The 21,297-nt window shown below is 41.2% G+C and carries 19 protein-coding genes; 12 read left to right on the top strand and 7 right to left on the bottom strand.

The window, feature by feature from the left end:
• Positions 1-40: 40 nt before the first annotated feature.
• A complete protein-coding gene (locus FTT85_RS08370) occupies positions 41-826 on the bottom strand; it encodes a GH25 family lysozyme (RefSeq protein WP_180183302.1) in 786 nt (261 codons plus the stop codon).
• Positions 827-903: 77 nt separating this feature from the next.
• The gene (gene mdtD / locus FTT85_RS08365; RefSeq protein WP_180035938.1) at positions 904-2,295 is read right to left on the bottom strand and encodes a multidrug transporter subunit MdtD; all 1,392 of its coding nucleotides are present in this window, start codon (positions 2,293-2,295) and stop codon (positions 904-906) included.
• Positions 2,296-2,495: 200 nt separating this feature from the next.
• On the opposite strand from mdtD, the gene FTT85_RS08360 reads away from it, so the two are divergent.
• Both FTT85_RS08360 and FTT85_RS08355 read left to right on the top strand, forming a co-directional pair.
• On the top strand, positions 2,496-2,633 hold the full coding sequence (locus FTT85_RS08360; protein ID WP_180116069.1) for a hypothetical protein: 138 nt from the start codon (positions 2,496-2,498) through the stop codon (positions 2,631-2,633).
• Between the two features lie 156 nt (positions 2,634-2,789).
• Positions 2,790-3,755, top strand: coding sequence for a hypothetical protein (locus tag FTT85_RS08355; protein WP_078189479.1), 966 nt, complete (start codon positions 2,790-2,792; stop codon positions 3,753-3,755).
• Positions 3,756-3,841: 86 nt separating this feature from the next.
• On the opposite strand, the gene FTT85_RS08350 is transcribed toward FTT85_RS08355, so the two are convergent.
• Positions 3,842-4,462 carry a TIGR00730 family Rossman fold protein gene (locus tag FTT85_RS08350; protein ID WP_078189478.1) on the bottom strand — a complete coding sequence of 207 codons (621 nt, stop codon included), beginning with the start codon at positions 4,460-4,462 and terminating at the stop codon, positions 3,842-3,844.
• 320 nt (positions 4,463-4,782) lie between these two features.
• On the opposite strand from FTT85_RS08350, the gene FTT85_RS08345 reads away from it, so the two are divergent.
• From FTT85_RS08345 to FTT85_RS08320, 6 genes are all read left to right on the top strand, one after another.
• A complete protein-coding gene (locus tag FTT85_RS08345; RefSeq protein ID WP_180022085.1) occupies positions 4,783-6,354 on the top strand; it encodes a TerC family protein in 1,572 nt (523 codons plus the stop codon).
• A gap of 388 nt (positions 6,355-6,742) precedes the next feature.
• Positions 6,743-7,210 (top strand): YchJ family protein, encoded by a 468-nt coding sequence (locus tag FTT85_RS08340; RefSeq protein ID WP_180183301.1) that lies wholly within the window; start codon positions 6,743-6,745, stop codon positions 7,208-7,210.
• A 59-nt stretch (positions 7,211-7,269) separates the two neighbouring features.
• Positions 7,270-7,914, top strand: a complete 645-nt coding sequence (locus FTT85_RS08335; protein ID WP_078189475.1) for a trimeric intracellular cation channel family protein — start codon at positions 7,270-7,272, stop codon at positions 7,912-7,914.
• A 144-nt stretch (positions 7,915-8,058) separates the two neighbouring features.
• On the top strand, positions 8,059-9,378 hold the full coding sequence (locus FTT85_RS08330; protein WP_180183300.1) for an MFS transporter: 1,320 nt from the start codon (positions 8,059-8,061) through the stop codon (positions 9,376-9,378).
• A 163-nt stretch (positions 9,379-9,541) separates the two neighbouring features.
• Positions 9,542-11,761: a DNA topoisomerase IV subunit A gene (parC, locus tag FTT85_RS08325; RefSeq protein ID WP_180183299.1), complete on the top strand. Its 2,220-nt coding sequence runs from the start codon at positions 9,542-9,544 to the stop codon at positions 11,759-11,761.
• A 149-nt stretch (positions 11,762-11,910) separates the two neighbouring features.
• Positions 11,911-13,590, top strand: coding sequence for a long-chain-fatty-acid--CoA ligase (locus FTT85_RS08320; protein WP_180024224.1), 1,680 nt, complete (start codon positions 11,911-11,913; stop codon positions 13,588-13,590).
• Between the two features lie 58 nt (positions 13,591-13,648).
• Here the strand turns inward: FTT85_RS08320 and FTT85_RS08315 are convergent, their stop codons facing one another.
• Positions 13,649-14,038 carry a hypothetical protein gene (locus FTT85_RS08315; RefSeq protein WP_180049881.1) on the bottom strand — a complete coding sequence of 130 codons (390 nt, stop codon included), beginning with the start codon at positions 14,036-14,038 and terminating at the stop codon, positions 13,649-13,651.
• A gap of 108 nt (positions 14,039-14,146) precedes the next feature.
• On the opposite strand from FTT85_RS08315, the gene FTT85_RS08310 reads away from it, so the two are divergent.
• Both FTT85_RS08310 and ppa read left to right on the top strand, forming a co-directional pair.
• Complete coding sequence (locus FTT85_RS08310) at positions 14,147-14,545, top strand: MAPEG family protein (RefSeq protein ID WP_078189470.1); 399 nt, start codon at positions 14,147-14,149, stop codon at positions 14,543-14,545.
• 115 nt (positions 14,546-14,660) lie between these two features.
• Positions 14,661-15,197: an inorganic diphosphatase gene (gene ppa / locus FTT85_RS08305; RefSeq protein ID WP_078189469.1), complete on the top strand. Its 537-nt coding sequence runs from the start codon at positions 14,661-14,663 to the stop codon at positions 15,195-15,197.
• 102 nt (positions 15,198-15,299) lie between these two features.
• Here ppa and FTT85_RS08300 read toward each other — a convergent pair whose 3' ends face one another.
• Positions 15,300-16,595: an OprD family outer membrane porin gene (locus FTT85_RS08300; protein WP_180156671.1), complete on the bottom strand. Its 1,296-nt coding sequence runs from the start codon at positions 16,593-16,595 to the stop codon at positions 15,300-15,302.
• A gap of 715 nt (positions 16,596-17,310) precedes the next feature.
• On the opposite strand from FTT85_RS08300, the gene FTT85_RS08295 reads away from it, so the two are divergent.
• Both FTT85_RS08295 and FTT85_RS08290 read left to right on the top strand, forming a co-directional pair.
• The gene (locus tag FTT85_RS08295) at positions 17,311-18,087 is read left to right on the top strand and encodes a TorF family putative porin (protein ID WP_180127002.1); all 777 of its coding nucleotides are present in this window, start codon (positions 17,311-17,313) and stop codon (positions 18,085-18,087) included.
• Positions 18,088-18,483: 396 nt separating this feature from the next.
• Positions 18,484-19,215, top strand: a complete 732-nt coding sequence (locus FTT85_RS08290; protein ID WP_180183298.1) for a TorF family putative porin — start codon at positions 18,484-18,486, stop codon at positions 19,213-19,215.
• Positions 19,216-19,258: 43 nt separating this feature from the next.
• Here the strand turns inward: FTT85_RS08290 and FTT85_RS08285 are convergent, their stop codons facing one another.
• Together FTT85_RS08285 and FTT85_RS08280 are read right to left on the bottom strand one after the other, a co-directional pair.
• Entirely contained in the window at positions 19,259-20,749 is a 1,491-nt protein-coding gene (locus tag FTT85_RS08285; protein ID WP_180183297.1) for a YifB family Mg chelatase-like AAA ATPase, read from the bottom strand.
• Positions 20,750-20,815: 66 nt separating this feature from the next.
• Positions 20,816-21,043 carry an accessory factor UbiK family protein gene (locus FTT85_RS08280; RefSeq protein ID WP_180183296.1) on the bottom strand — a complete coding sequence of 76 codons (228 nt, stop codon included), beginning with the start codon at positions 21,041-21,043 and terminating at the stop codon, positions 20,816-20,818.
• Positions 21,044-21,297 lie beyond the last annotated feature (254 nt).

The following is a 21,297-nucleotide window of genomic DNA, read 5'->3' as shown; positions in this document are numbered from 1 at the left end:
GGATTATTTGCTTCGATGTTGTCCTGAGTCGGTGAATAAATCAACGGGGTTTGAGCGGGGAAACGTCATTTTTGTCTAAAAACTCAGTCCATGCCTTGGCATCACCTGAAAATACATTTAAATCGACAGTGGTCGAGATGCCTTGAATCTGTCCTTGATTGGTATGTTGCCAAATCAGCCATTTCGGATTGTTTTTTAGATCGGGCGGGCCTTTATATTCACGGACCCATAGCGGCGTCTGCTTAAACTCGCCAGCTAAGACAATATTATAAAAAGACTTCGAGGTATAAAAAATCGGTTGTTTGCCATAATGGCGGTGCAAGCGATCATGCATATAAGTGATTTCTTTGAGTAACTGCTCTTTGCTGTAGGTGTTAATGCAGTTGGTGTCATATTCCAAATCAATCACGGGAGGAAGGGCATCGGCTTTTTTCGGCACAGAAGCAATAAAATTTTCTGCCTGAATTTTGCCATCACGGCACAAACGATAAAAATGATAGGCCCCAACTAAAAAGCCGTTTTCCCGTGCTTGTAACCAGTTGTCTTGAAATTTTCGATCTTTAAAATCACCACCTTCTGTGGCCTTGAGATAAACGAATTGGTATTTTTTAGGTGAAATTTTTGACCATTGAATATCTTTTTGATGATGAGAAACATCAAAACCTTTGACGGGATATTCTTCTGCAGATGCAGGGCGATGCGGCATCACGGCTAAATAACCTAATCCAGCCACCACCATGACGCCGCTGATAGCGCTGAGTGCAATAATCGGGCTGTATTTTTTGAGTGAACTTTTTGTGGTACGTGATTTGGCTTTTTTAGGCATGAAAATGTATCCAAGTATCTCTTTTATCATAACCCTTTAATGGCTGATCTGTCATAGATTTGCCCGATGACACGGATTTAGACATCCACATGTTTAGGAATCTGCCAAAAAATCGCTGCGGTAATCAGGTTAATACAGCCGAGTAAAATCAAGGTGCTATGGAATGCTGTTTCGATTTGTGCAGCACCATAATAGGCCGTAAACACGTTGACTAAAGTCCCAGCCAAAGCCACACCGATACTCATCGACACCATCATAATCATCGACAAGAAACTGTTGCCACTGCTGGCATCTTGTTGGGGTAAATCTTTGAGGGTTAAGGTATTCATCGAAACGAATTGCAGCGAATTTAAAATACCAAAAATAAAAAAGTGTAAGGCACGTAACCACGTGGGGGTCTCAGCCGTAGAGAGCGCAAAACTGCAAATACAAGCGCCGACCAAGAAGGTATTTACCAATAACACTTTGCGATAGCCAAAGCGTTGAATAATTTGACGAATAATCGGTTTAGATGCCAATGAGCCGAGTACAGTCGGTATCATCAATAACCCTGTGATAAATGGCTCAAAGCCAAAAGCCACTTGTAGCATTAAGGGAATCAAAAATGGCATGGCATTGCCGCCAAGGCGGGCAAAGAAGTTGCCGATAATGCCGATGGCATAGATCCGATTTTGAAATAATTTACTGCGAAACAGCGCATTGGCGTGGGTATGTGCATGAAAGGCATAGATCAAACTGGCGATGATCCCCGCAGCGACTAATAGCAGGCTCCACCATAGCGGCAGATGCGGGCTAGCAAAGTTTTCAATGCCTAACGATAAACCCACCATGGCGATGACCAATAAGAAAAAACCCATAAAGTCGAAGCGTTGTACGCTCGGTTCGGTCACATTGGGCATGGCTTTAAAGGTAATAAGTACTCCTAACAGTCCCATTGGAATGTTTATTAAAAAGATCCAATGCCATGTTGCGACTTCCACCATCCAACCGCCAAGGGTAGGACCAATTAAGGGGCCCATTAAACCAGCAAGGCTCATCAGACTCATAGCCGATAAAAACTGTGTCCGAGGAATCACTTTGAGCATCGCCAAACGCCCAACAGGCAGCAGTAATGCGCCACCTATACCTTGAATTACCCGATAAACCAGCAGCTCATTCAGGCTATTGGCCATGCCGCAGCCTAGCGATGCTAACGTAAAAATAATAATGGCTGTGAAATAAGTATTTCGTACACCAAAACGATCGGCCAACCAACCACTTAAAGGAATACACGCCGCAACGGACAAGACATAGGCCACGACCACACTATGCATTTGTAGCGGGTCTTCGCCCAAACTTCTTGCCATCGCTGGGATTGCTGTATTGACGATGGTCGTATCCAGCCCTTGCATAAAAAAGCCAATAGAGACCAATAGCACAAGAAGTCTAAATTCGGGTTGTAAAGCCTGATGCGTTGGCGTGCTATTCATAAGTCAATAAAGCTGAGATTTTTAAACAGTTTAAATGAATATTGGCATTCGGATGTAGTAAAAGCTTTGCATAATTGAGCCAAAAAATTGCAAGAAAAATGCAATGAAAGTTTCATCTCTATGCAACCTAATGTTTATAAATTGGTCATATTTTAATAAAAGACGAATGAAAACATGAAACTACAAATTTCGGCGCTGATGTGATTAAACAAGGCGATGTGGGACCTGAAGATCTGATTTTTATTGCCGCCAAAGATTCGCCCAATGCTCAACCTTTGTTGGTTGTTGGAAATGAAGTGAACGGTAGCACTGCGGTTTATCAGATTAAATTGAAATAATTAAATTTTAAATTGTTGTTTTATCTAAAATTTTTATTTTAATGTTGAGAAAAGCACGGCACAAAATTGTATGAACGCCAGATAAACTGTCATAATGCGTTCAAGTCCTTCATTTATTGGAGGGCTTTTTCTTTATGGCAAAGGTGTTTTGTTTTCATGACAATCGAAATTCTGATGGTCATAGGCTTCTGTCTCGCGGCCTATTCTATTGTCGGTAATGATGTGCCACAGACATTGGGAACCTTTATTTCATCCAATGCGCATCGCCCTTGGTGGCTGTTGTGGATCTATGTCAGCAGTATTCTAGCTATTGTATTGGTTTATGGTTGGTACAGTTCTGGCGTGGGGGATGCATCTTATGGTCGTTTAGAAACGATTCCATTTCCCGCAGAAGGGGTCACGTGGCTCTATATTGTGCCACCGATCTTACTGATCATTTTGACTCGCTACGGAATTCCGGTCAGCACCACATTCTTAGTGTTAACGATTTTCTCTCCGAGTAGTCTTGGGTCGATGTTAACTAAGTCGATGATGGGTTATGCGGTAGCTTTTGTTGTTGCGATTATTGTTTATCGATTTGTGATTAAAGGCATCTCGGTTTATTTCAGTAAAACACGTGATGAAACACCCTCGAATATTTGGGTGGGACTACAGTGGGTTTCGACGGCATTTTTATGGAGTCAGTGGCTGATTCAGGATTTGGCCAATATTTTTGTCTACGTCCCTCGTCAGGTGCCGCTGGAGTTCCTGATTTTTGCAATTGTGGTGTTTATCGTACTGCTTGGGATCATTTTGTACCAACGTGGCGGGGCGATTCAGGGCATTATCGACACCAAAACGGGTGTGGCTGATATCCGCTCGGCAACCATTATCGACTTTATGTATGCTTTGATTTTATTGGTGTTCAAAGAGTGGAGTAATATTCCAATGAGTACCACTTGGGTATTCTTGGGCTTACTTGCAGGACGTGAATTTGCTATGTCCATGCATTTACATGAAGTGAATAAATATCGAACTTCACGAAATGTCAGCAAAGATGCGATGAAGTTGATGCTTGGTTTACTGATGAGTATTTTCTTAGCGACAACCTTGCCATGGTTCTATCGTGTGGTGTCCGGTTAAGTCGGCACGATCTCGATTTGAAGTAGGATATCGATTAATAAAAAAGGGGGAATAATTTATTCCCCTTTTTGACATCTAAAATACAGTTAGACCACGAAATTTTTTGGGCAATCTAAATTTTTTAGTGCACTAAAGATCTGCTTCGAAGAATTACATACGATCAATTTGGCACGATGCTGCGGCGGCAAGAAACCTTCAGCGACCGCATGGTCTAATTGTGCAATTAGTGCATCATAGAAGCCATTGACGTTATAAAGCATCATCGGTTTTTGGTGTTGATTCAACTGTCCCCAAGTGGCGATTTCTAAAATTTCTTCAAATGTGCCAAGACCACCGGGCAGGGCAACAAAGGCACTTGCACGTTCTGCCATCATGGCTTTACGCTCATGCATACTGCGCACGACATGTAATTCAGTCAAATGATTATGTGCAATTTCATAATCCAACATAAACTCAGGAATCACACCCACGGCTTCGCCGCCATGTTCGACCACAGCGTCAGCAACTTGACCCATCAGGCCAATACTGGCACCACCATAGACCAGACCAAAACCATGTTCAGCCAAGCCTTGCGCTAATGCGATGGCTTTTTCTTGATAAATTGGATTGTTACCAGAGCGGGAGCCGCAATACAGTGCGATTAAAGGTTGTGTTGTAGCAGGAGAAGGATTACCACGTTTTTCTGTCATTTTTAATCCGCTATTCATTACGTTTTAATTTTACCTTAGCATGTTATTTTTTATGACACTACATTGGCAGCTAAATATGACAATTTAATGTCATCACTGGGTTTAAATTCTTCCATACTGAGATTGTACTTTGGTAAAAAAGGGTGAATTTTTACCTTAACTTGCTATACTTAAAACTTCATTTCAAGCTAAAGAACCGTCATGGGTAGTGGTTGTTGTCACTCAGCACACATCAAAATATTAGAAAGAACGCCATTAAAAGCGTTTGCGCATGTCCAATGCATTTCATCTTCAAATCAGCATGATCCACGTGTGAATAACATTCAGGAGATACAACCATGATCTTTGAATGGATGTCCGATCCTTCTGCATGGGTGGGTTTATTAACACTGGTGGTGCTTGAGATTGTTTTAGGTATCGATAACCTGGTTTTTATTGCGATTCTTGCGGAAAAATTACCGCCAGAACAGCGTAATACCGCACGGATTGTCGGCTTATTGCTTGCACTGTGTATGCGATTGGTCTTACTGGCCTCAATTGCATGGGTGGTGACTCTAACCAATCCACTGTTCCATATTTTCGACCATCCATTCTCCGGTCGAGACCTAATCTTACTGTTTGGTGGGGTGTTCTTGCTATTTAAAGGCACCATGGAACTGCGTGAACGTCTTGAAAACAAGCCGATGCTCAAGGAAGAAAATCCTGTGCATGCGACGTTTTGGATGGTGATTGTGCAGATTGTGGTGCTCGATGCTGTGTTCTCGCTCGACAGCGTGATTACCGCTGTCGGGATGGTGAAACACCTGTCAGTCATGATGATTGCGGTCATTATTGCTGTCGGCATCATGCTGTGGGCATCTAAGCCTCTGATGAACTTCGTGAACCGTCATCCAACGGTAGTGATTCTGTGCCTGTGTTTCTTGATGATGATTGGTTTCTCGCTCTTAGTCGAAGGCTTTGGTTTCCATATTCCAAAAGGCTACTTATATGCAGCCATTGGTTTCTCCGTACTGATTGAGTTTTTGAACCAAACCATGCGTCATAATCAGGAAAAAATGGTGACAACCACAGACTTACGTTATCGCACAGCCTCAGCGGTGATGCGTATGCTTGGTGGGAGAAATGTTGCAGACAATCAAAATGAAAATGAAGATGTGCTTGCAACACGTGCCTTTGCCGATGAAGTCTTTGATGAAGACAACGGGGTTTACCACAGTGTCATGGTACAAGGGGTACTGGGTTTATCTGAACGTCCAGTGAAGTCAGTGATGACACCTCGTCCTGAACTAGAATGGATTGACTTGGATGAAGCGCCTGAGGCGATTCGTGCTCAATTACTCAGTACCACGCATTCACGTTTGATTGTGGCACACGGCGAGTTAGACAATATCGCGGGTGCGGTACTGACTCATAAAGTCATGAATGACTATATTGAAACAGGCGTACTTGATTTTGAAAAGCATCTCCGTGAGCCTGTAGTGGTGCATGAAAATGCACAAGTCTTGATGGTGATGGAACAACTGCGTCAAGCGCCGTTGCAAATGGCCTTGGTGTTGAACGAATACGGTTCAATTGAAGGGATTGCAACACCAATTGATGTCTTAGAAGCGATTGCTGGTGAGTTTCCCGATGAAGATGAACCGGAGACAGCAGCAGAAAGTCTCGATGATGGTTCATTGTTACTCGATGGCTCAACTGACATTCGTCATGTGTCTTTATTGTTGGGTCGTGACTTGGTGGATGATGCTGAACAGTATTCGACATTGTCCGGATATATCTTATTTCATTTGGGCCGTTTACCAGCCAATGGTGAAAAATTCAAAGCGGATGAACACATTTTTGAAGTGGTTACGATGGATGGTCATAAGATTGAAAAAGTGCATGTCATTCCCATGCCAACTGAAGATTAAGTTGCGTATCGGGGGGGAATCTATATAGATCACTGATGTTACGCACGTAAAAGTAATTACGCATTTTTAAAATGATTTTTAAGTCTATTCGACGGAGTCTTACATCTAGGGTTTAAATAAAGGGATTAGCCTTCGGCTGGAGGTACTTTTGTTTCAGCAAAAGTACCCAAAACCATTGTCATCCGCAAAACTCGTTCACTATCGTCAAATTATTCAAAGCATTGCAAAAACATTTTTGATTAGAAGTAGTCCTGCCTCAAACACTTGCGGATGACCTTACCGTGTATCATTCTTTTATTTGAATCGATACGGATCTACTGATGAAAATTGTGTGGAAAGATCCGTTAAAATAGCCTGCATTGTCAGGCTATTTTTTATGGAAACAAATATGTCACAAGTTCAATGTCCATGTGGCAAAGGTGAGTATGCCAACTGTTGTCAGCCCTTACATGCGGGCAGTGAAAATGCACAGACTGCAGAGCAGTTGATGCGTTCTCGCTATAGTGCTTTTGCACAGCATGAGATTGATTATATTGTACAAACAACTGCGCTTGGACAGCAGAAAGCCTTGGATGTCAGTGCTATTGCAGCGTGGAGTCAGGCCAATCAGTGGTTAAAGCTTGAGGTTGTACAGGCCCAAGAAAAGCTCGATAAAAACCATGCTCAAGTTGAATTTAAAGCCCATTATCACGATAGGCAGCAAGCGCAGGTACATCATGAAATTTCACACTTTGTGAAGTTCGAGCAGCGCTGGTATTTCCTTGATCCGACCACAGAGATGAAAATCACCATGAAGCAGCCGTGTATTTGTGGTTCTGGACGAAAATTTAAACAATGTTGTGCGCAATTTTTATAACATTTGAGCAGATTTAGCTTAGAATAGCGCGCATCTCAACCCTCAGTGGAAGAAGGGCGATGTTACTTACCGTTATTTATATTATCGCAATCACGGCAGAAGCAATGACAGGTGCATTGTCTGCGGGTCGGCGGAGTATGGACTGGTTTGGGGTAACATTGATTGCCTGTGTCACGGCACTGGGGGGCGGTTCGGTTCGTGATGTGCTACTTGGGCACTATCCACTGACGTGGGTTAAGCATCCTGAATATCTCATGCTGACCTGCTTTGCTGCATTTGTCACCATCCTGATTGCAAAGTGGATGCGTCATCTTCGTAATATCTTCTTGGTTCTCGATGCCTTGGGTCTCATTGGTTTTACCATTATTGGCTGTCAAATCGCTTTAGAAATGGGACATGGTTTTGTCGTTTCTGCGGTAGCAGGGGTGTTAACTGGGGTCTCTGGCGGTATTTTACGAGACATTCTATGTAACGATGTCCCGCTGGTGTTCCGTCGTGAACTTTATGCCAGTATTTCTTTTGTGTCCGTGATTTGTTATTGGCTCTGTATTGAGATTGGCTTATCGCTAGAATTAACCGTCATTGCGACTCTCATTTTCGGTTTCACCTTACGTCTGATCGCCATTTACTTTGGCTTAGAAATGCCTAAATTCATTTATAAAGATGATGATGATCAGTCGGTATCTTCAAAAGATTTGTCGTAACCGCATTGCTATAACATCACATTAAAATGCTAAAAAGACGGATCAATGGTCGGTCTTTTGCATGGATCTATACTAAAAAACGCAAAATCATACATCCTGTTGGGAAAGCAGTGTTCATCCTTCCACCAGTTCAGAGATCTTGTTATGGACTTAGTCTCACGTATACAACGCTTACCCATCGGTAAGTTTCACTACACTTTACTTTGGGTTATTGGCCTTGGCTGGATGTTTGATGCCATGGATACGGGGCTCATTTCCTTTATCTTAGCGAAAATGGCTGAAGATTGGGCCATGACGCCAAATGATAAAAGTTGGGTGGTCTCGATTGGTTTTGTTGGGATGGCGATTGGCGCGGTGTTTTCTGGAGGACTGGCAGATCGCTTCGGCCGAAAAACAGTGTTTGCATGGACATTGGTGATTTATAGCTTAGCCACCGCTGCATGTGCGTTTGCACCTAATCTAACTTGGTTGTTGGTATTTCGTTTTATTGTCGGCTTAGGTTTAGGTGGACAACTCCCAGTCGCGGTGACTTTGGTCAGTGAATATATTCCAGCGCATGTGCGTGGCCGTTTTATTGTCTTACTAGAAAGTTTTTGGGGACTGGGCTGGTTGGTTGCTGCATTGGTCTCACGCTTTATTATTCCTGATTTTGGCTGGCATGCAGCGTTCTTGATTGGCGGTATTCCTGCGTTATATGCAATCGTGATTTGGAAAATGGTGCCCGAATCGGTGCCTTATTTAATCAACCGTGGACGTTTTGATGAAGCACATGCATTGGTGAAAAAGATTGAAGCCAAATGTGGTGTGCAAGTTGTTGAAATTTTTGAGGTCAAACCGGTTGCAGAAAAGCACAACATCAGTTTTTCACAGCTTTGGTCAGGCATTTTTGCACGACGTACTTTAATGCTGTGGCTCATTTGGTTCGGTATAGTTTTTTCTTATTACGGTATTTTTACGTGGTTACCAAGTTTATTGGTCAAAGAAGGCTACACCATTGTTCAATCCTTTGAATATGTCTTGGTTATGATTTTGGCACAATTGCCAGGTTATATTGCAGCTGCATGGTTGGTCGAAAAATTGGGTCGTAAAGCCACTTTGGCGGGCTTCATTGGGATGTGTGCCATTTCAGCATATTTCTTCGGTCAGTCTGGCAGTGTGACCGAGATTGTGATTTGGGGCTGTTTAATGTCCTTCTTTAATCTCGGTGCTTGGGGCGTACTTTATACCTATACACCAGAACAATATCCGGCCAATATTCGTGCCTTTGGTTCGGGCTGGGCGGGTGCCATTGGTCGGATCGGGGGCATTGCAGCACCTTTTGCCGTGACACATATGATGGATATGGATCATGGTTTTAGCTATGTCTTTATAATGTTTACTGCAGTCTTAATTGCAGTTGCCGTGGTGATTTTGGTTTTAGGTGAAGAAACCAAGGGCAAAACTTTAGAATCCATCGGTCTATAAAGACTGTTGAATTTTTAGTTGATCATGGTGAATAAAATGGATATTTTTACGCCATAAGACACAATTTGTCGCAGAGTGTTAGATCATCCCCTTGTATAGGGGACACCTGCGACATAGCATAAGAACCCAATAAAGAACGAACAATTTAGGATTACAGGTTGTTATGACAAGCCTTGCGCATCATGCGACAGAAAACCGTTCCGTAGCAGAATTTACCGAACAAGCATATCTCAACTACGCCATGTACGTGATTATGGATCGTGCATTGCCACATATCAGTGATGGTTTAAAACCCGTTCAGCGTCGTATCGTCTATGCGATGAGCGAACTCGGGCTAAAGCCAACGGGTAAGCCAAAAAAATCTGCACGTACGGTTGGTGATGTACTGGGTAAATACCATCCTCACGGTGACTATGCTTGTTATGAAGCCATGGTGCTTATGGCGCAGCCGTTTAGTTATCGCTATCCATTTATTGAAGGTCAGGGAAACTGGGGTTCACCAGATGATCCGAAATCCTTCGCTGCTATGCGTTATACCGAAGCGAAACTGTCTGCGTATAGTGATTTATTGCTGTCAGAATTAGGACAAGGGACTTGTGATTGGCAGGATAACTTTGATGGTTCGATGAAAGAGCCCGTGAATTTACCTGCACGTGTTCCGAATATTTTACTCAACGGCACAACGGGTATTGCTGTGGGTATGGCAACCGATATTCCACCGCATAATTTACGTGAAGTGGTGAAGGGTACCATCGCCTTAATTCGCAATCCAAACTTAACCGATGAGAAAGTCGCAGAATATATTCCTGCACCTGATTTGCCGACACGTGCGGAAATTATTACCTCTCCAGAAGAATTACTCAAAATACAAACCACGGGTCGCGGTAGTTATCGAACTCGTGCGGTGTACAGCATTGAGAAAAATGAAATCGTGATTACGGAGCTGCCGTATCAGGTTTCAGGTTCAAAAGTGATCACGCAGATTGCAGATCAAATGCAGGCGAAGAAGTTGCCATTGGTCACGGACTTACGTGATGAGTCAGATCATAAAAACCCAACACGTTTAGTGATTGTCCTGCGCTCAAACCGTATTGATGCTGAATCGGTGATGAGTCATCTATTTGCAACCACAGACTTAGAGTCGAGCTATCGTGTCAATATGAACATGATTGGCGCTGACGGTCGTCCGCAAGTGAAATCGATCCGCCGTATTTTGTTGGAATGGATCGAAATCCGTAAAAATACCGTGACACGTCGTTTGACTTATCATCTGAATAAAATTGAAAAACGGTTACATATACTTGCAGGCTTGATCATTGCCTATCTGAATATTGATGAAGTGATTCGTATTATTCGCGAAGAAGATCAGCCTAAACCGGTGTTAATGACGCATTTTAATATCGATGAAATTCAAGCCGAAGCCATTTTAGAACTCAAGTTACGTCATTTGGCAAAACTTGAAGAAATGGAAATGCGCCGTGAACAAGAAGAACTGGAAGCCAAAGCTGCCATTATTCGTGAACAATTGGCGAATCCTGAATCATTAAAAGCCTTGATCATTAATGAACTTAAAGAAGATGCGAAGAAATTTGGTGATGACCGCCGTTCTCCAATTGTGAAACGTGCTGAAGCCCATGCGATTAATGAACAAGATATGCTTCCTGCAGATCCTGTGACTGTGGTGTTGTCTGAAGCGGGTTGGATTCGCTCGGCGAAAGGTCATGAAGTCGATGCTGAGAACTTAAATTTCCGTGCAGGTGACCAATATCTCAGCCATGCGCAAGGTAAATCGAATCAACGTGTGTATGTATTAGATGATGCCGGTCGAAGCTATGCTTTGGGCATCAATACCTTGCCATCTGCGCGTGGTTTAGGTGAGCCTCTGAGTTCTAAACTTGCACCTGCAAGTGGTGTCGGCTTTAAACAAGTGTTTATTGCTGAAGATGAAACAGAAGTCTTGGCGATGAGTAGTAAAGGCTATGGCTTTAAAACCCAAGCCAAAAACCTCGATACCAATGCAAAAGCAGGTAAAGCCTTCCTTACCTTATCTGAAGGCGCGGCGGTCATGAATTTAACGGCGATTGAGAATGCAACACATCTTGCACTCCTCAGTTCTGCGGGGCGTTTGCTGTTGGTTGAACTTGATGAATTACCAGTATTGAATAAGGGTAAAGGTAATAAATTGATACAACTTGAGGCAAAAGATCAAATTGTATCCATGACAACTTTGAATTTAGATGAAATAATTCAAGTGCTTGCAGGAAATCAACAATTAAAGCTTAAAGGCGACGATCTGCAAAAATATGTGGGTAAACGTGCATCGAAAGGCGTGTTGTTACCACGTGGATATCAAAAAGCAAATAAACTGTTCATTCAAAGATAATACTAGCATCCATGGAACGAAATACGTTATATATGCTGTTATTCGTGAAATGGATGCAATATTAAGCACAAACAAGTTAAATAATGACCGCTTAATATTGAAAAAAAACAGTTGGATTATTAAGGATTACGACAGGAGAATTGGGCGTTATGGAAAAGATTTGGTTCGCTGAATACCAAAAGACAGGGATTCCAGAAACTGTAGAATTACCCGCAGAAAATACCTCATTGGTCGATATTTTTGAGCGTAATTTTCAGAAGTTTGGCTCAAGAGATGCCTTTATCTTCATGGATAAAGTCTTAACTTTTAAAGAACTTGATGAAGCAAGCCGTAAATTTGCAACCTATTTGCAAAGCTTAGGTTTGGCTAAAGGTTCACGCGTTGCAGTTATGATGCCTAACGTTCTTCAATATCCTGTTGTTGCATTAGGTGTATTCCGTGCTGGACTGGTATTGGTCAACGTGAATCCATTGTATACCTCTCGTGAGCTTGAACATCAATTAAATGACTCTGGTTCAGAGGCATTGGTTATCATTGAAAACTTTGCATCTGTTTACCAAGCGATTATTGGTAAAACCCCAGTAAAACATGTGATCGTGGCATCTGTGGGTGACATGCTCGGTACACTGAAAGGTACATTGGTTAACTTTGTATTACGTTCAGTACGTAAACAAATTCCAGCTTGGAACATTCCAGGTCATATTCGCTTTAATGCAGCAATGTCTAAAGTGAGTGCAAACAATTACAAACGTCCAAACTTAACTTTAAGTGATACTGCGGTACTTCAGTATACCGGTGGTACAACTGGCGTATCTAAGGGCGCAGAATTGACACATCGTAACCTTGTGTCAAACATGTTGCAGTGTGATGGTATTTTCCAAAGTAAATTTGGTCAGCAAGATGGTCAGCCAGATGATCGTATCTTCTGTGCATTACCGCTGTATCACATCTTTGCATTTATGGTGTGTGCACTTTACGGTATGTACAAAGGTCAGGCGAACGTATTGATTCCTAACCCGCGTGATCTACCTGCGGTAATGAAAGAATTACGTAAATACCAACCTTCATTCTTCCCAGCAGTGAACACATTGTTCAATGCTTTGGTGAACAATGAAGAGTTCAAGCAACTTGACCACAGCAAGCTAAAAATGGCGATGGGTGGTGGTATGGCAGTGCTTCCTTCGACTGCAGAAGCGTGGAAGAAAGTTACCGGTACCAATATTATCGAAGGTTATGGTTTATCAGAAACTTCACCTGTTGCAACCGCAAACCCTCCAGCATCAATGGAATTTAGCGGTACGATTGGTATTCCATTGCCACTGACAGAAGTTGCTATTTTAGATGATGATGGCAATGAAGTTGCTCAAGGTGAGCAAGGTGAAATTTCGATTCGTGGTCCTCAAGTCATGAAAGGCTATTGGAACCGTCCAGATGAAACTGCCAAAGTAATGACGGCGGACGGTTTCTTCCGTACCGGTGACATTGGTGTCATGGATCCACGCGGTTATGTGAAGATTGTAGACCGTAAAAAAGACATGATTTTGGTGTCTGGCTTCAATGTTTATCCTTCTGAAATTGAAGAAGTTGTTGCAAAACATCCAAAAGTACTAGAAGTTGCTGCGATTGGTGTTCCTGATGAAAAATCAGGCGAAGTACCTAAATTATTCGTTGTGAAAAAAGATCCATCTTTAACGACTGAAGAAGTTTTGGCATTCGCAAAAGAAAACTTAACTGGCTATAAACGCCCACGTTATGTTGAATTTATGGATGAATTACCAAAATCGAATGTTGGTAAGATTCTACGTAAAGATTTGCGTAAAACAGCATAATATGATGCATAAAAAAAGCGCCTTCGGGCGCTTTTTTTATCGCTTTTAATTTAGATCATTAAAGATTACCTTTATTCATCGACCAGCGATCAAAGTAGCGACGTCCTACTCCAAAAACACCTAAGAAGATAAACATCGCGCCGAACTGACGACTAAAGCCAGATTGGTTATAGCTGCCATAGGTTAAAATATTGTCGACTAAACAATATAGTGCAATGACAATGACCCAATGCCAAAGGGGAAGTTGCTTGATGGAAACTGCATAGAATGCAATCCACATGATGACAAAGCTGAAAACAGTCGACCATACATTTAAGTTGGCACAGATCACAGCAAGTAAAAATGCAGTCACAGGAATGACAATTTTTAAAACACGATCGACGCGAAGCTGATGGCGTTTTTGCTCTTCAAGAACTTCAAATAATTGATCTTGATCAGAAGTACTCATAGAGGATCCTTTCATCTGCCGATTATAAAAACACTATATTTAACAAAAATTATTCACGAAATGCCATGGTATTATAGCAGCCATAAAAATCTTCCTGAGAAAAAACACATGCACAGCATCAGTGGGATCATCTATCTCATTTTGGCCGCTTGTTTACTGCCATATGTATTTACATTTATTGCGAAGCGAGCTGCAGGTTTTAAGTCGAGTGATAATCAAAATCCACGTGAAGTTTTAGCGCGCTCTACAGGATTGGCGAGCCGCGCACATGCAGTGCAGCAAAATAGTTTTGAAAGTTTACCTTTATTTATTGCAGCTATTTTAATGGCTGAATACATGGTGATTCATCAACAATACATCATGACCTTTGGGATTGCCTATCTCGTTTTACGTGTCATTTATGGGCTATGTTATTTAGCCAATTGGGCAACTTTACGTTCAATCATTTGGACCTTGTCGATGTTATGCCCAATTTGCCTGATGTTATTGGTCATTAAATTAAGCTAAATGTTCAGCTTGATGATTAAATTATCAGCATGATCGCTAAAATCACAAAAAAAGCGATAAAACCGTTATAATTGTGCCGGATTAAAAGATTTAACTTTGTTTAAAGAGTGATGCTATGAGCTACAGCAATATCCCAGCGGGTAAAGATGCACCAAACGACATCTATGTCATTATTGAAATTCCTGCAAATGCAGCACCAATCAAATACGAAATCGATAAAGATTCTGATGCGTTATTTGTAGACCGTTTCATGGGTACTGCAATGTTCTACCCAGCGAACTATGGTTATGTTCCAAATACATTATCTTTGGATGGTGACCCACTAGACGTACTTGTGGTAACTCCACATCCAGTAGAGCCAGGTTCTGTAATTCGTTGCCGTCCTGTTGGTAAATTGAACATGGAAGATGACGGTGGTGTTGACGCAAAACTCGTTGCTGTTCCACACGACAAATTGACTCCGCTTTATAAAGATGTTCAAGAATATACAGATCTTCCTGCATTATTGATCAATCAAATTGAACATTTCTTCCAACACTACAAAGACTTAGAGCCTGGTAAATGGGTTAAGTTAAGTGGTTGGGAAGGTGCTGATGTTGCTAAACAAGAAGTACTTAGCTCAATTGAAGCTTACAAAGCTGCGAACAAATAATATTGTTTTAAGCTGAGCATCGTTTTTATATGAAAACGATGCTCTTAAAAAAACCTGCACACTGTGCAGGTTTTTTTTCGCTATCTTAGAGTAGCTGCGAAATTAAAATAATTTCACAGGGATGTCTAAGAATACACGTAATTCATTGGTGTCAGCCATATATACGTCATTGTATGCTTGGTCTGCACGGTAGTGTGAATAACGTAAACGAAGGCTAGCATCTTTAGCAAAACCTGATTGAACAGTGTATTTCACTTGGTTAAAGAATTCGCTTTCTTTAGCATCGTCTGATGTCTCTACACCATCTTTAATAGTTTTGATATCCCAACCGTATACATAAGCAGTCGTCCAATTTAAACCTGGCACGCCGTAATCAGCAAAGTTTAAGTTGTATTGAACTTGTGCCGATTTCTCATGGTTACCAATAAAGTCAGAAAGGTAAGAGTTGGCTACATAAATAGATTGCGCACCGTCAGCATTGCTACCATAGTCATAACCTGTGTTACCAGTGTTTTGTTGGTAAGCCAGCATGACTGAGTGAGCGCCTTGATTTAATGTACCTGCCAATGACCATAGATTATTGCTTCGGCCATCTACATTTGTAGCACCAAGTGATGAAGAAGAGGTTGAAGCGGCTTTGTCCCATTCTGTGTGATAACCACTAAAGTCTAAATTTAAAGAGCGTTTTTCAGCTAACGGAATAGTGTAATTAGCATTAATGTAATGACGATCCAACGCATTTTTGCTATCTAAGCCATAGTAAGATGCATTAAGTTGGTCGTTAAACTTATATTTTGCACCCCAAACCACAGCACGATCTAGATCGTTACCGTCAGAATTAATTTGGTCTGAATATTGGTTTTTAGTGAATTTACCAGCAATAACTTCTAGATTTTCAACTTCATGGCTTGTCGCTAAAACGCCTGTGAAGTATTCAGGTACCATACGTGCTGTATTAGATGCAAGCACTGGAATATCAAGAACTTGGGTACCGTATTCAACAGTAGTATTTGATACTCGAGCTTTAACACTTGCGCCACCACGTGCCCAGTGATCATACGCTGAGCCGTCGTTATGTTGTGGAATCATGCCATTACCAGCATGTTTATTTTCACCGATTTTAAAAGAACCATCGCCTACAACATTGGCACCAAAGCCAACAACACCTTGAGTGAAGCCTGACTCTAATTTCACAATTGCTGATTGTGCAAAAGAACTTGTATCGTCACCGCGATTTACATCTTGTTTATCGCGTTTGATGTAACCTGTACGAAACAATACAGAGCCTTCGGCATCTTCCACAAAGCCTTTAGATTCACTTTGTTCGCTAGCAAAAGCAGTAGAAATAAGAGCAGCGTTTACTAATACTGCAAGTGTTAGTTGTTGAGCTTTAAGCATTGGGAGAGAGCCTCATGCAAATTTGGTTAATATGTAGTGCGATTGTATATTTTTTCTTAAAAAAATCACTATTTTTAATGCGCTTATTACACTAAAGTTAGAAAACATTCAGATCATCGGTCAATCTGTAATAAACAAATATTTCGTATGTTATTGTTGTTTAACAAATAGTTTATTTAAATTGAATATATATTAAGCTAAAGAGAAGTTTATTCATTGCTTATCATAAAAAAATATAAAAAATGGTAAAAACTTTCATTTAACTTGCTGAATTATCATCACTCTTTGCGACAAATTGTGCCGAATCTAAATTCGTATTTTGATCAAAAAGTATATCAATGGTTGAGGTACATGGCATCTATGTTCAGGCAAAGTAAGCACTGTTGGCGTGTTTTTTGTAAATAGAGAATGACTTTTAGCGAAGTCGTCAGAAATGTTTTCCTTAAAATCTAGCTCAATAAAAGATGATAATAATCTTGATAAATACATATTAATGAAAGCATTAAATCATTGTTAAAGACTTGAACGCTATAAAAGATATTTTATGAATCAAAAGCTTAGTTTTTACTGTTTTATATAATCTTAGCTTTGTTTTTAAATGATTTAATTTATCAAAATAAGAAAAAAGGGGCTATACAGTGCGGTAAAATCGATTAAAATCGGCGCTAAATTTTACTCAACCCAATCCACGATCGATCCGATGTGGGGACTAAACATGATTCAATTTTATAAAAAAGCAATTTTAAGTATTTTAGTGACCCTAGGTACAGCCCCTGCATTTGCAGAACAAACTGAACAAGTCACAACAGCACAAGGGAATTGGTCTGGAAGTTTGGGCGTGGTAAACAAATATGTGTACCGTGCGAGTGAAGAAAATGATCAAGCGGCATTACAAGCCGGACTGGAATATGCACACAACAGTGGGCTGTTCGCGGGCTATTGGGGTTCTACACTCAACTATGATCCTACGGACGACAGTCAGTCGCATGGTTTTGAACATGATTTCTATGTCGGATATGGACGTGAACTGAATGAAGATTGGAGCTATAAGTCACAAGTGATGGCTTATGTCTATCAAGGTGGAGGTTCTGTTTATAACGACGACCGATCTGAAAAGCGTCGCACGACAGGCGTCGAATTTATTCAGGACATAAGTTATAAAGATTTAACTGCAAGCATGGCTGTATTGTTGTCTGATGTTAATTATGGCAACGCAGGCGATGTATATCTGAATGCTGCTTATAGCTATGCATTACCTTATGATGTTTCATTAAATTCATCGCTTGGTGTTTCTGTTTTTAATGACAGTCGTGATGACAGCCTATTAACAACCACAGAAGATGTGGTGTTCACTGAAGCACGTTTAGGCTTGAGTAAACCGATTGCAGATACTGGATTTGAAATTGCTGCTGACTATGTATGGGGCGGTAAAGATCGTGAAGGCGAGCAATTAGACGATAACGTTGTAGTTGGATTGACCTATTCTTTCTAACATTAACGAGTTGACTGTATTTGGTCATATTCTTGAAAGTGCATAATGGTGATTGTGCACTTTTTTTATGCATTTTTGAGATCGGTGTTGAAAAAATTTACTCAAAAAAGCGCATTTTTAAAATCCTGTTACAACTATCAACCTGAAGATTTAAATAATCTAAATAGATGAAAATCTGCATTCTAAAATAAATTAAAGAGAAAAAAGGCCAAATAGGATAATTAAAAAATAATAAATAAAAACAGTAATATATTGGTTTTTTATAAACCAAAATGGTGACTTTTATAAAAAAAATATGCGCTTATTTTTAAACATGGCACAGCGCTTGCTAATACCTCATTGAGTTCAATGAAATAACCAAAAAATACGTCGTCGCACGATGTGGGGGAACAAACCATGAAATTTGCACTTAAAGCTTTATCAATCGCTGTACTAGGAACAGCATCGATGTTTACTTTTGCTGAAGCACCTGCTTCTGAGCATTCTGTATCCGGAAATATCGGCGTACTGTCTAGCTATAATTTACGTGGTATTACCAATGTGCCTGAAAATAGCGGCGCAACTATTCAAGGTGGTTTGGACTATAGCCATGCGTCAGGCTTCTATGCAGGTTACTGGGGTTCAACCTTAGATTATGCACTTGGTGAAGAAGGGCGTGATTCTTTTGAACATGACTTTTATGCAGGTTATAACGGCAAAATTACTGAAGATTTAGGTTATACCGTCGGTGGTACGTATTATTACTACTATGAATCGGATGTTGATTCCGATGGTTTCGAAACTCTCTTAGGATTGAACTACAAAGACTTTAGCATAACTGCGCAAACCTTAACTCAAAATACGACTTGGGGTAACAAGGGCGATACGTATATCTTAGGTAGCTACAGTTATGCATTGCCAAAAGATTTCACCCTAAATACTTCATTGGGCCTATATGCATATGGTGATGATGACGAATTTGTAGAAACCACTGAAGACTTTGGCTTCCGTCATTTTACAGCAGGTTTAAGCCATCCATTGGGTGACACAGGCGCGAGCGTAAATATGGATTATATCGTGGGTGGTTATGACCGTCTGGATGAAAAACAAAAGAATAAAGTCGTATTTGGCTTGAAATACGAATTCTAATTTTAAAAAGCATTAAAAATGGCGACCTAGGGTCGCCATTTGTTTAAGCATTGAGTTGGCTTCGATAGGACAGTGCTTCAGAAACGTGTTGAGCTTGAATGTGTTCACTTTGAGCCAAGTCGGCAATGGTTCTGGCAACACGTAATACCCGATGATAAGCACGTGCAGATAAATTCATTCGCTGCTGGGCTAACTGTAAAATATTCTGTGCAGTAGCATCCAAAACCGCCTGTTGCTCCAATTGCGTCGGCGTGAGCGCCATATTGGATTTTTGCTGACGCTCTATTTGTAACTCATAAGCTTGTATAACACGATGCCTAACCACACTTGAACTTTCAACCTCTTGCGAACTTTGTAATTCATGCGCTGCTAGTGGCGGGACATCTATATGTAAGTCAATTCGATCTAATAATGGACCTGAAATACGGTTTTGATAGCGTTTAATACTTTCAGCACTACATTGACAGCGGCTGTCTTGGTTAAAGGCATAGCCACATGGACAAGGATTCATCGCCGCAATCAGTTGAAAATTTGCAGGGAAGGTGATTTGACGAGAAGCCCGTGAAATCACAATTTCTTTGGATTCGATTGGTTGCCGTAACACCTCCAACACCTTTCGATCAAATTCAGGCAGCTCATCTAAAAATAAAACTCCTAAATGTGCCAAGGTGATTTCACCCGGTTTAGGATTTGATCCTCCACCGACGAGGGCAATCGCAGATGCGGTATGGTGTGGCGCACGAAATGGACGCTGCCCAAAATGATGATTTGCACCTGCAATGGAATAAATACTCGCGACTTGCAAATTTTCTTGCATATCTAAGGGGGGCAGAATACTGGGCAAACGCGAGGCGAGTAGAGTTTTGCCTGTGCCTGGTGGGCCCCGAAATAGTAGAGAATGACCGCCAGCCGCTGCAATTTCTAAAGCACGACGTGGTCTCAGTTGACCTTTCACATCAGATAAATCAAAAGGGTAACTGTGTTGATTGGCTGACGATGTCGAGGGGTGGCTACTGATTAAGGCTGAACGACTCAAATGTTCACATACATCCTTAAGATGCTGAGCAGGAAAGACTTGGAACTCCGGCAGTTGCGCCGCTTCATCGGCATTGAGTGCCGGTAGAATCAGATGATGCCCGATATGCTGACAGGCAATGGCTATACTTAAGATGCCACTGACAGGTCGTAAATAACCATCAAGTGCCAATTCTCCAATAAATTCAAAACCATCTGCTGCATTTTCAGGAAGTTGTCCCGACGCGATCAGAATCCCTAAAGCAATGGCGAGATCTAAACGTGAACCATCTTTGGGTAAATCTGCGGGTGCTAGATTAATGGTCAGACGTTTGGTCGGAAACTGAAAGCCGCTATTAATAATCGCAGAGCGGACACGGTCTTTACTTTCACGGACGGCGGCCTCAGGTAGGCCCACAATGGTCAATGAAGGCAGACCTTGGCTGACATGAACTTCAACTTCAATTTGGGGTGCATTTAAGCCGAGCAAACCCCGAGTATAGATTTTGGCAAAAGACATATTATTGTTCCGTTATGGTGCATTATTTTTAATCGTTATGCGTCTTTTGTTGCACTAAAAAGGTGCTTATTTTTTGTTCTGAATTTTTTGTTCGAGTTCTTCGACGTGTTTCAACAATTCATTTAAACGTAAATTGGCATTATTCAGTGCAGTACGTTGGCGTTCGATTTCTTCTTTAGATGCGAGATCCATTTTGCTCACAGCTTCGTTAAGTAAGCTGCGAAGATTATGTTCGACGTCTTTTTTCGGCTGATCGATTTGTTCTAATATCGCTTGTAATAAGGTTTCAATCATTGTTGTGACCATCCTCAGTGAATTGGTTGCAGCAGTTTAACATCGCCACATTCATGACCATAGTGCTTTTATTTAAATATGCGTTTAATCGATCAGTAAAATCGTAATTCTTCTAGTAAAAACGTCTATTTTTATAAGCATACGCAAGATTATCCGTATAAAATAGGTTATAAAGAAATCTCATGCTGGGCTGACTATTTTCCCCCGACTGTAGTCATATTGGCATGAAAATTGAACATAAAACCTTACAGGTG

The sequence above is a fragment of the Acinetobacter sp. YH01020 genome (genome assembly GCF_013420275.1).
Lineage (GTDB): Bacteria > Pseudomonadota > Gammaproteobacteria > Pseudomonadales > Moraxellaceae > Acinetobacter > Acinetobacter amyesii.
This window is presented reverse-complemented; position numbering and strand designations above follow the sequence as displayed.

Excerpts from the sequence above, each read along its gene's own strand:
- FTT85_RS08370 (WP_180183302.1), bottom strand. The coding sequence starts at position 826 with ATGCCTAAAAAAGCCAAATCACGTACCACAAAAAGTTCACTCAAAAAA.
- mdtD (WP_180035938.1), bottom strand. The coding sequence starts at position 2,295 with ATGAATAGCACGCCAACGCATCAGGCTTTACAACCCGAATTTAGACTT.
- FTT85_RS08355 (WP_078189479.1), top strand. The coding sequence starts at position 2,790 with ATGACAATCGAAATTCTGATGGTCATAGGCTTCTGTCTCGCGGCCTAT.
- FTT85_RS08350 (WP_078189478.1), bottom strand. The coding sequence starts at position 4,462 with ATGAATAGCGGATTAAAAATGACAGAAAAACGTGGTAATCCTTCTCCT.
- FTT85_RS08345 (WP_180022085.1), top strand. The coding sequence starts at position 4,783 with ATGATCTTTGAATGGATGTCCGATCCTTCTGCATGGGTGGGTTTATTA.
- FTT85_RS08340 (WP_180183301.1), top strand. The coding sequence starts at position 6,743 with ATGTCACAAGTTCAATGTCCATGTGGCAAAGGTGAGTATGCCAACTGT.
- FTT85_RS08335 (WP_078189475.1), top strand. The coding sequence starts at position 7,270 with ATGTTACTTACCGTTATTTATATTATCGCAATCACGGCAGAAGCAATG.
- FTT85_RS08330 (WP_180183300.1), top strand. The coding sequence starts at position 8,059 with ATGGACTTAGTCTCACGTATACAACGCTTACCCATCGGTAAGTTTCAC.
- parC (WP_180183299.1), top strand. The coding sequence starts at position 9,542 with ATGACAAGCCTTGCGCATCATGCGACAGAAAACCGTTCCGTAGCAGAA.
- FTT85_RS08320 (WP_180024224.1), top strand. The coding sequence starts at position 11,911 with ATGGAAAAGATTTGGTTCGCTGAATACCAAAAGACAGGGATTCCAGAA.
- FTT85_RS08315 (WP_180049881.1), bottom strand. The coding sequence starts at position 14,038 with ATGAGTACTTCTGATCAAGATCAATTATTTGAAGTTCTTGAAGAGCAA.
- FTT85_RS08310 (WP_078189470.1), top strand. The coding sequence starts at position 14,147 with ATGCACAGCATCAGTGGGATCATCTATCTCATTTTGGCCGCTTGTTTA.
- ppa (WP_078189469.1), top strand. The coding sequence starts at position 14,661 with ATGAGCTACAGCAATATCCCAGCGGGTAAAGATGCACCAAACGACATC.
- FTT85_RS08300 (WP_180156671.1), bottom strand. The coding sequence starts at position 16,595 with ATGCTTAAAGCTCAACAACTAACACTTGCAGTATTAGTAAACGCTGCT.
- FTT85_RS08295 (WP_180127002.1), top strand. The coding sequence starts at position 17,311 with ATGATTCAATTTTATAAAAAAGCAATTTTAAGTATTTTAGTGACCCTA.
- FTT85_RS08290 (WP_180183298.1), top strand. The coding sequence starts at position 18,484 with ATGAAATTTGCACTTAAAGCTTTATCAATCGCTGTACTAGGAACAGCA.
- FTT85_RS08285 (WP_180183297.1), bottom strand. The coding sequence starts at position 20,749 with ATGTCTTTTGCCAAAATCTATACTCGGGGTTTGCTCGGCTTAAATGCA.
- FTT85_RS08280 (WP_180183296.1), bottom strand. The coding sequence starts at position 21,043 with ATGATTGAAACCTTATTACAAGCGATATTAGAACAAATCGATCAGCCG.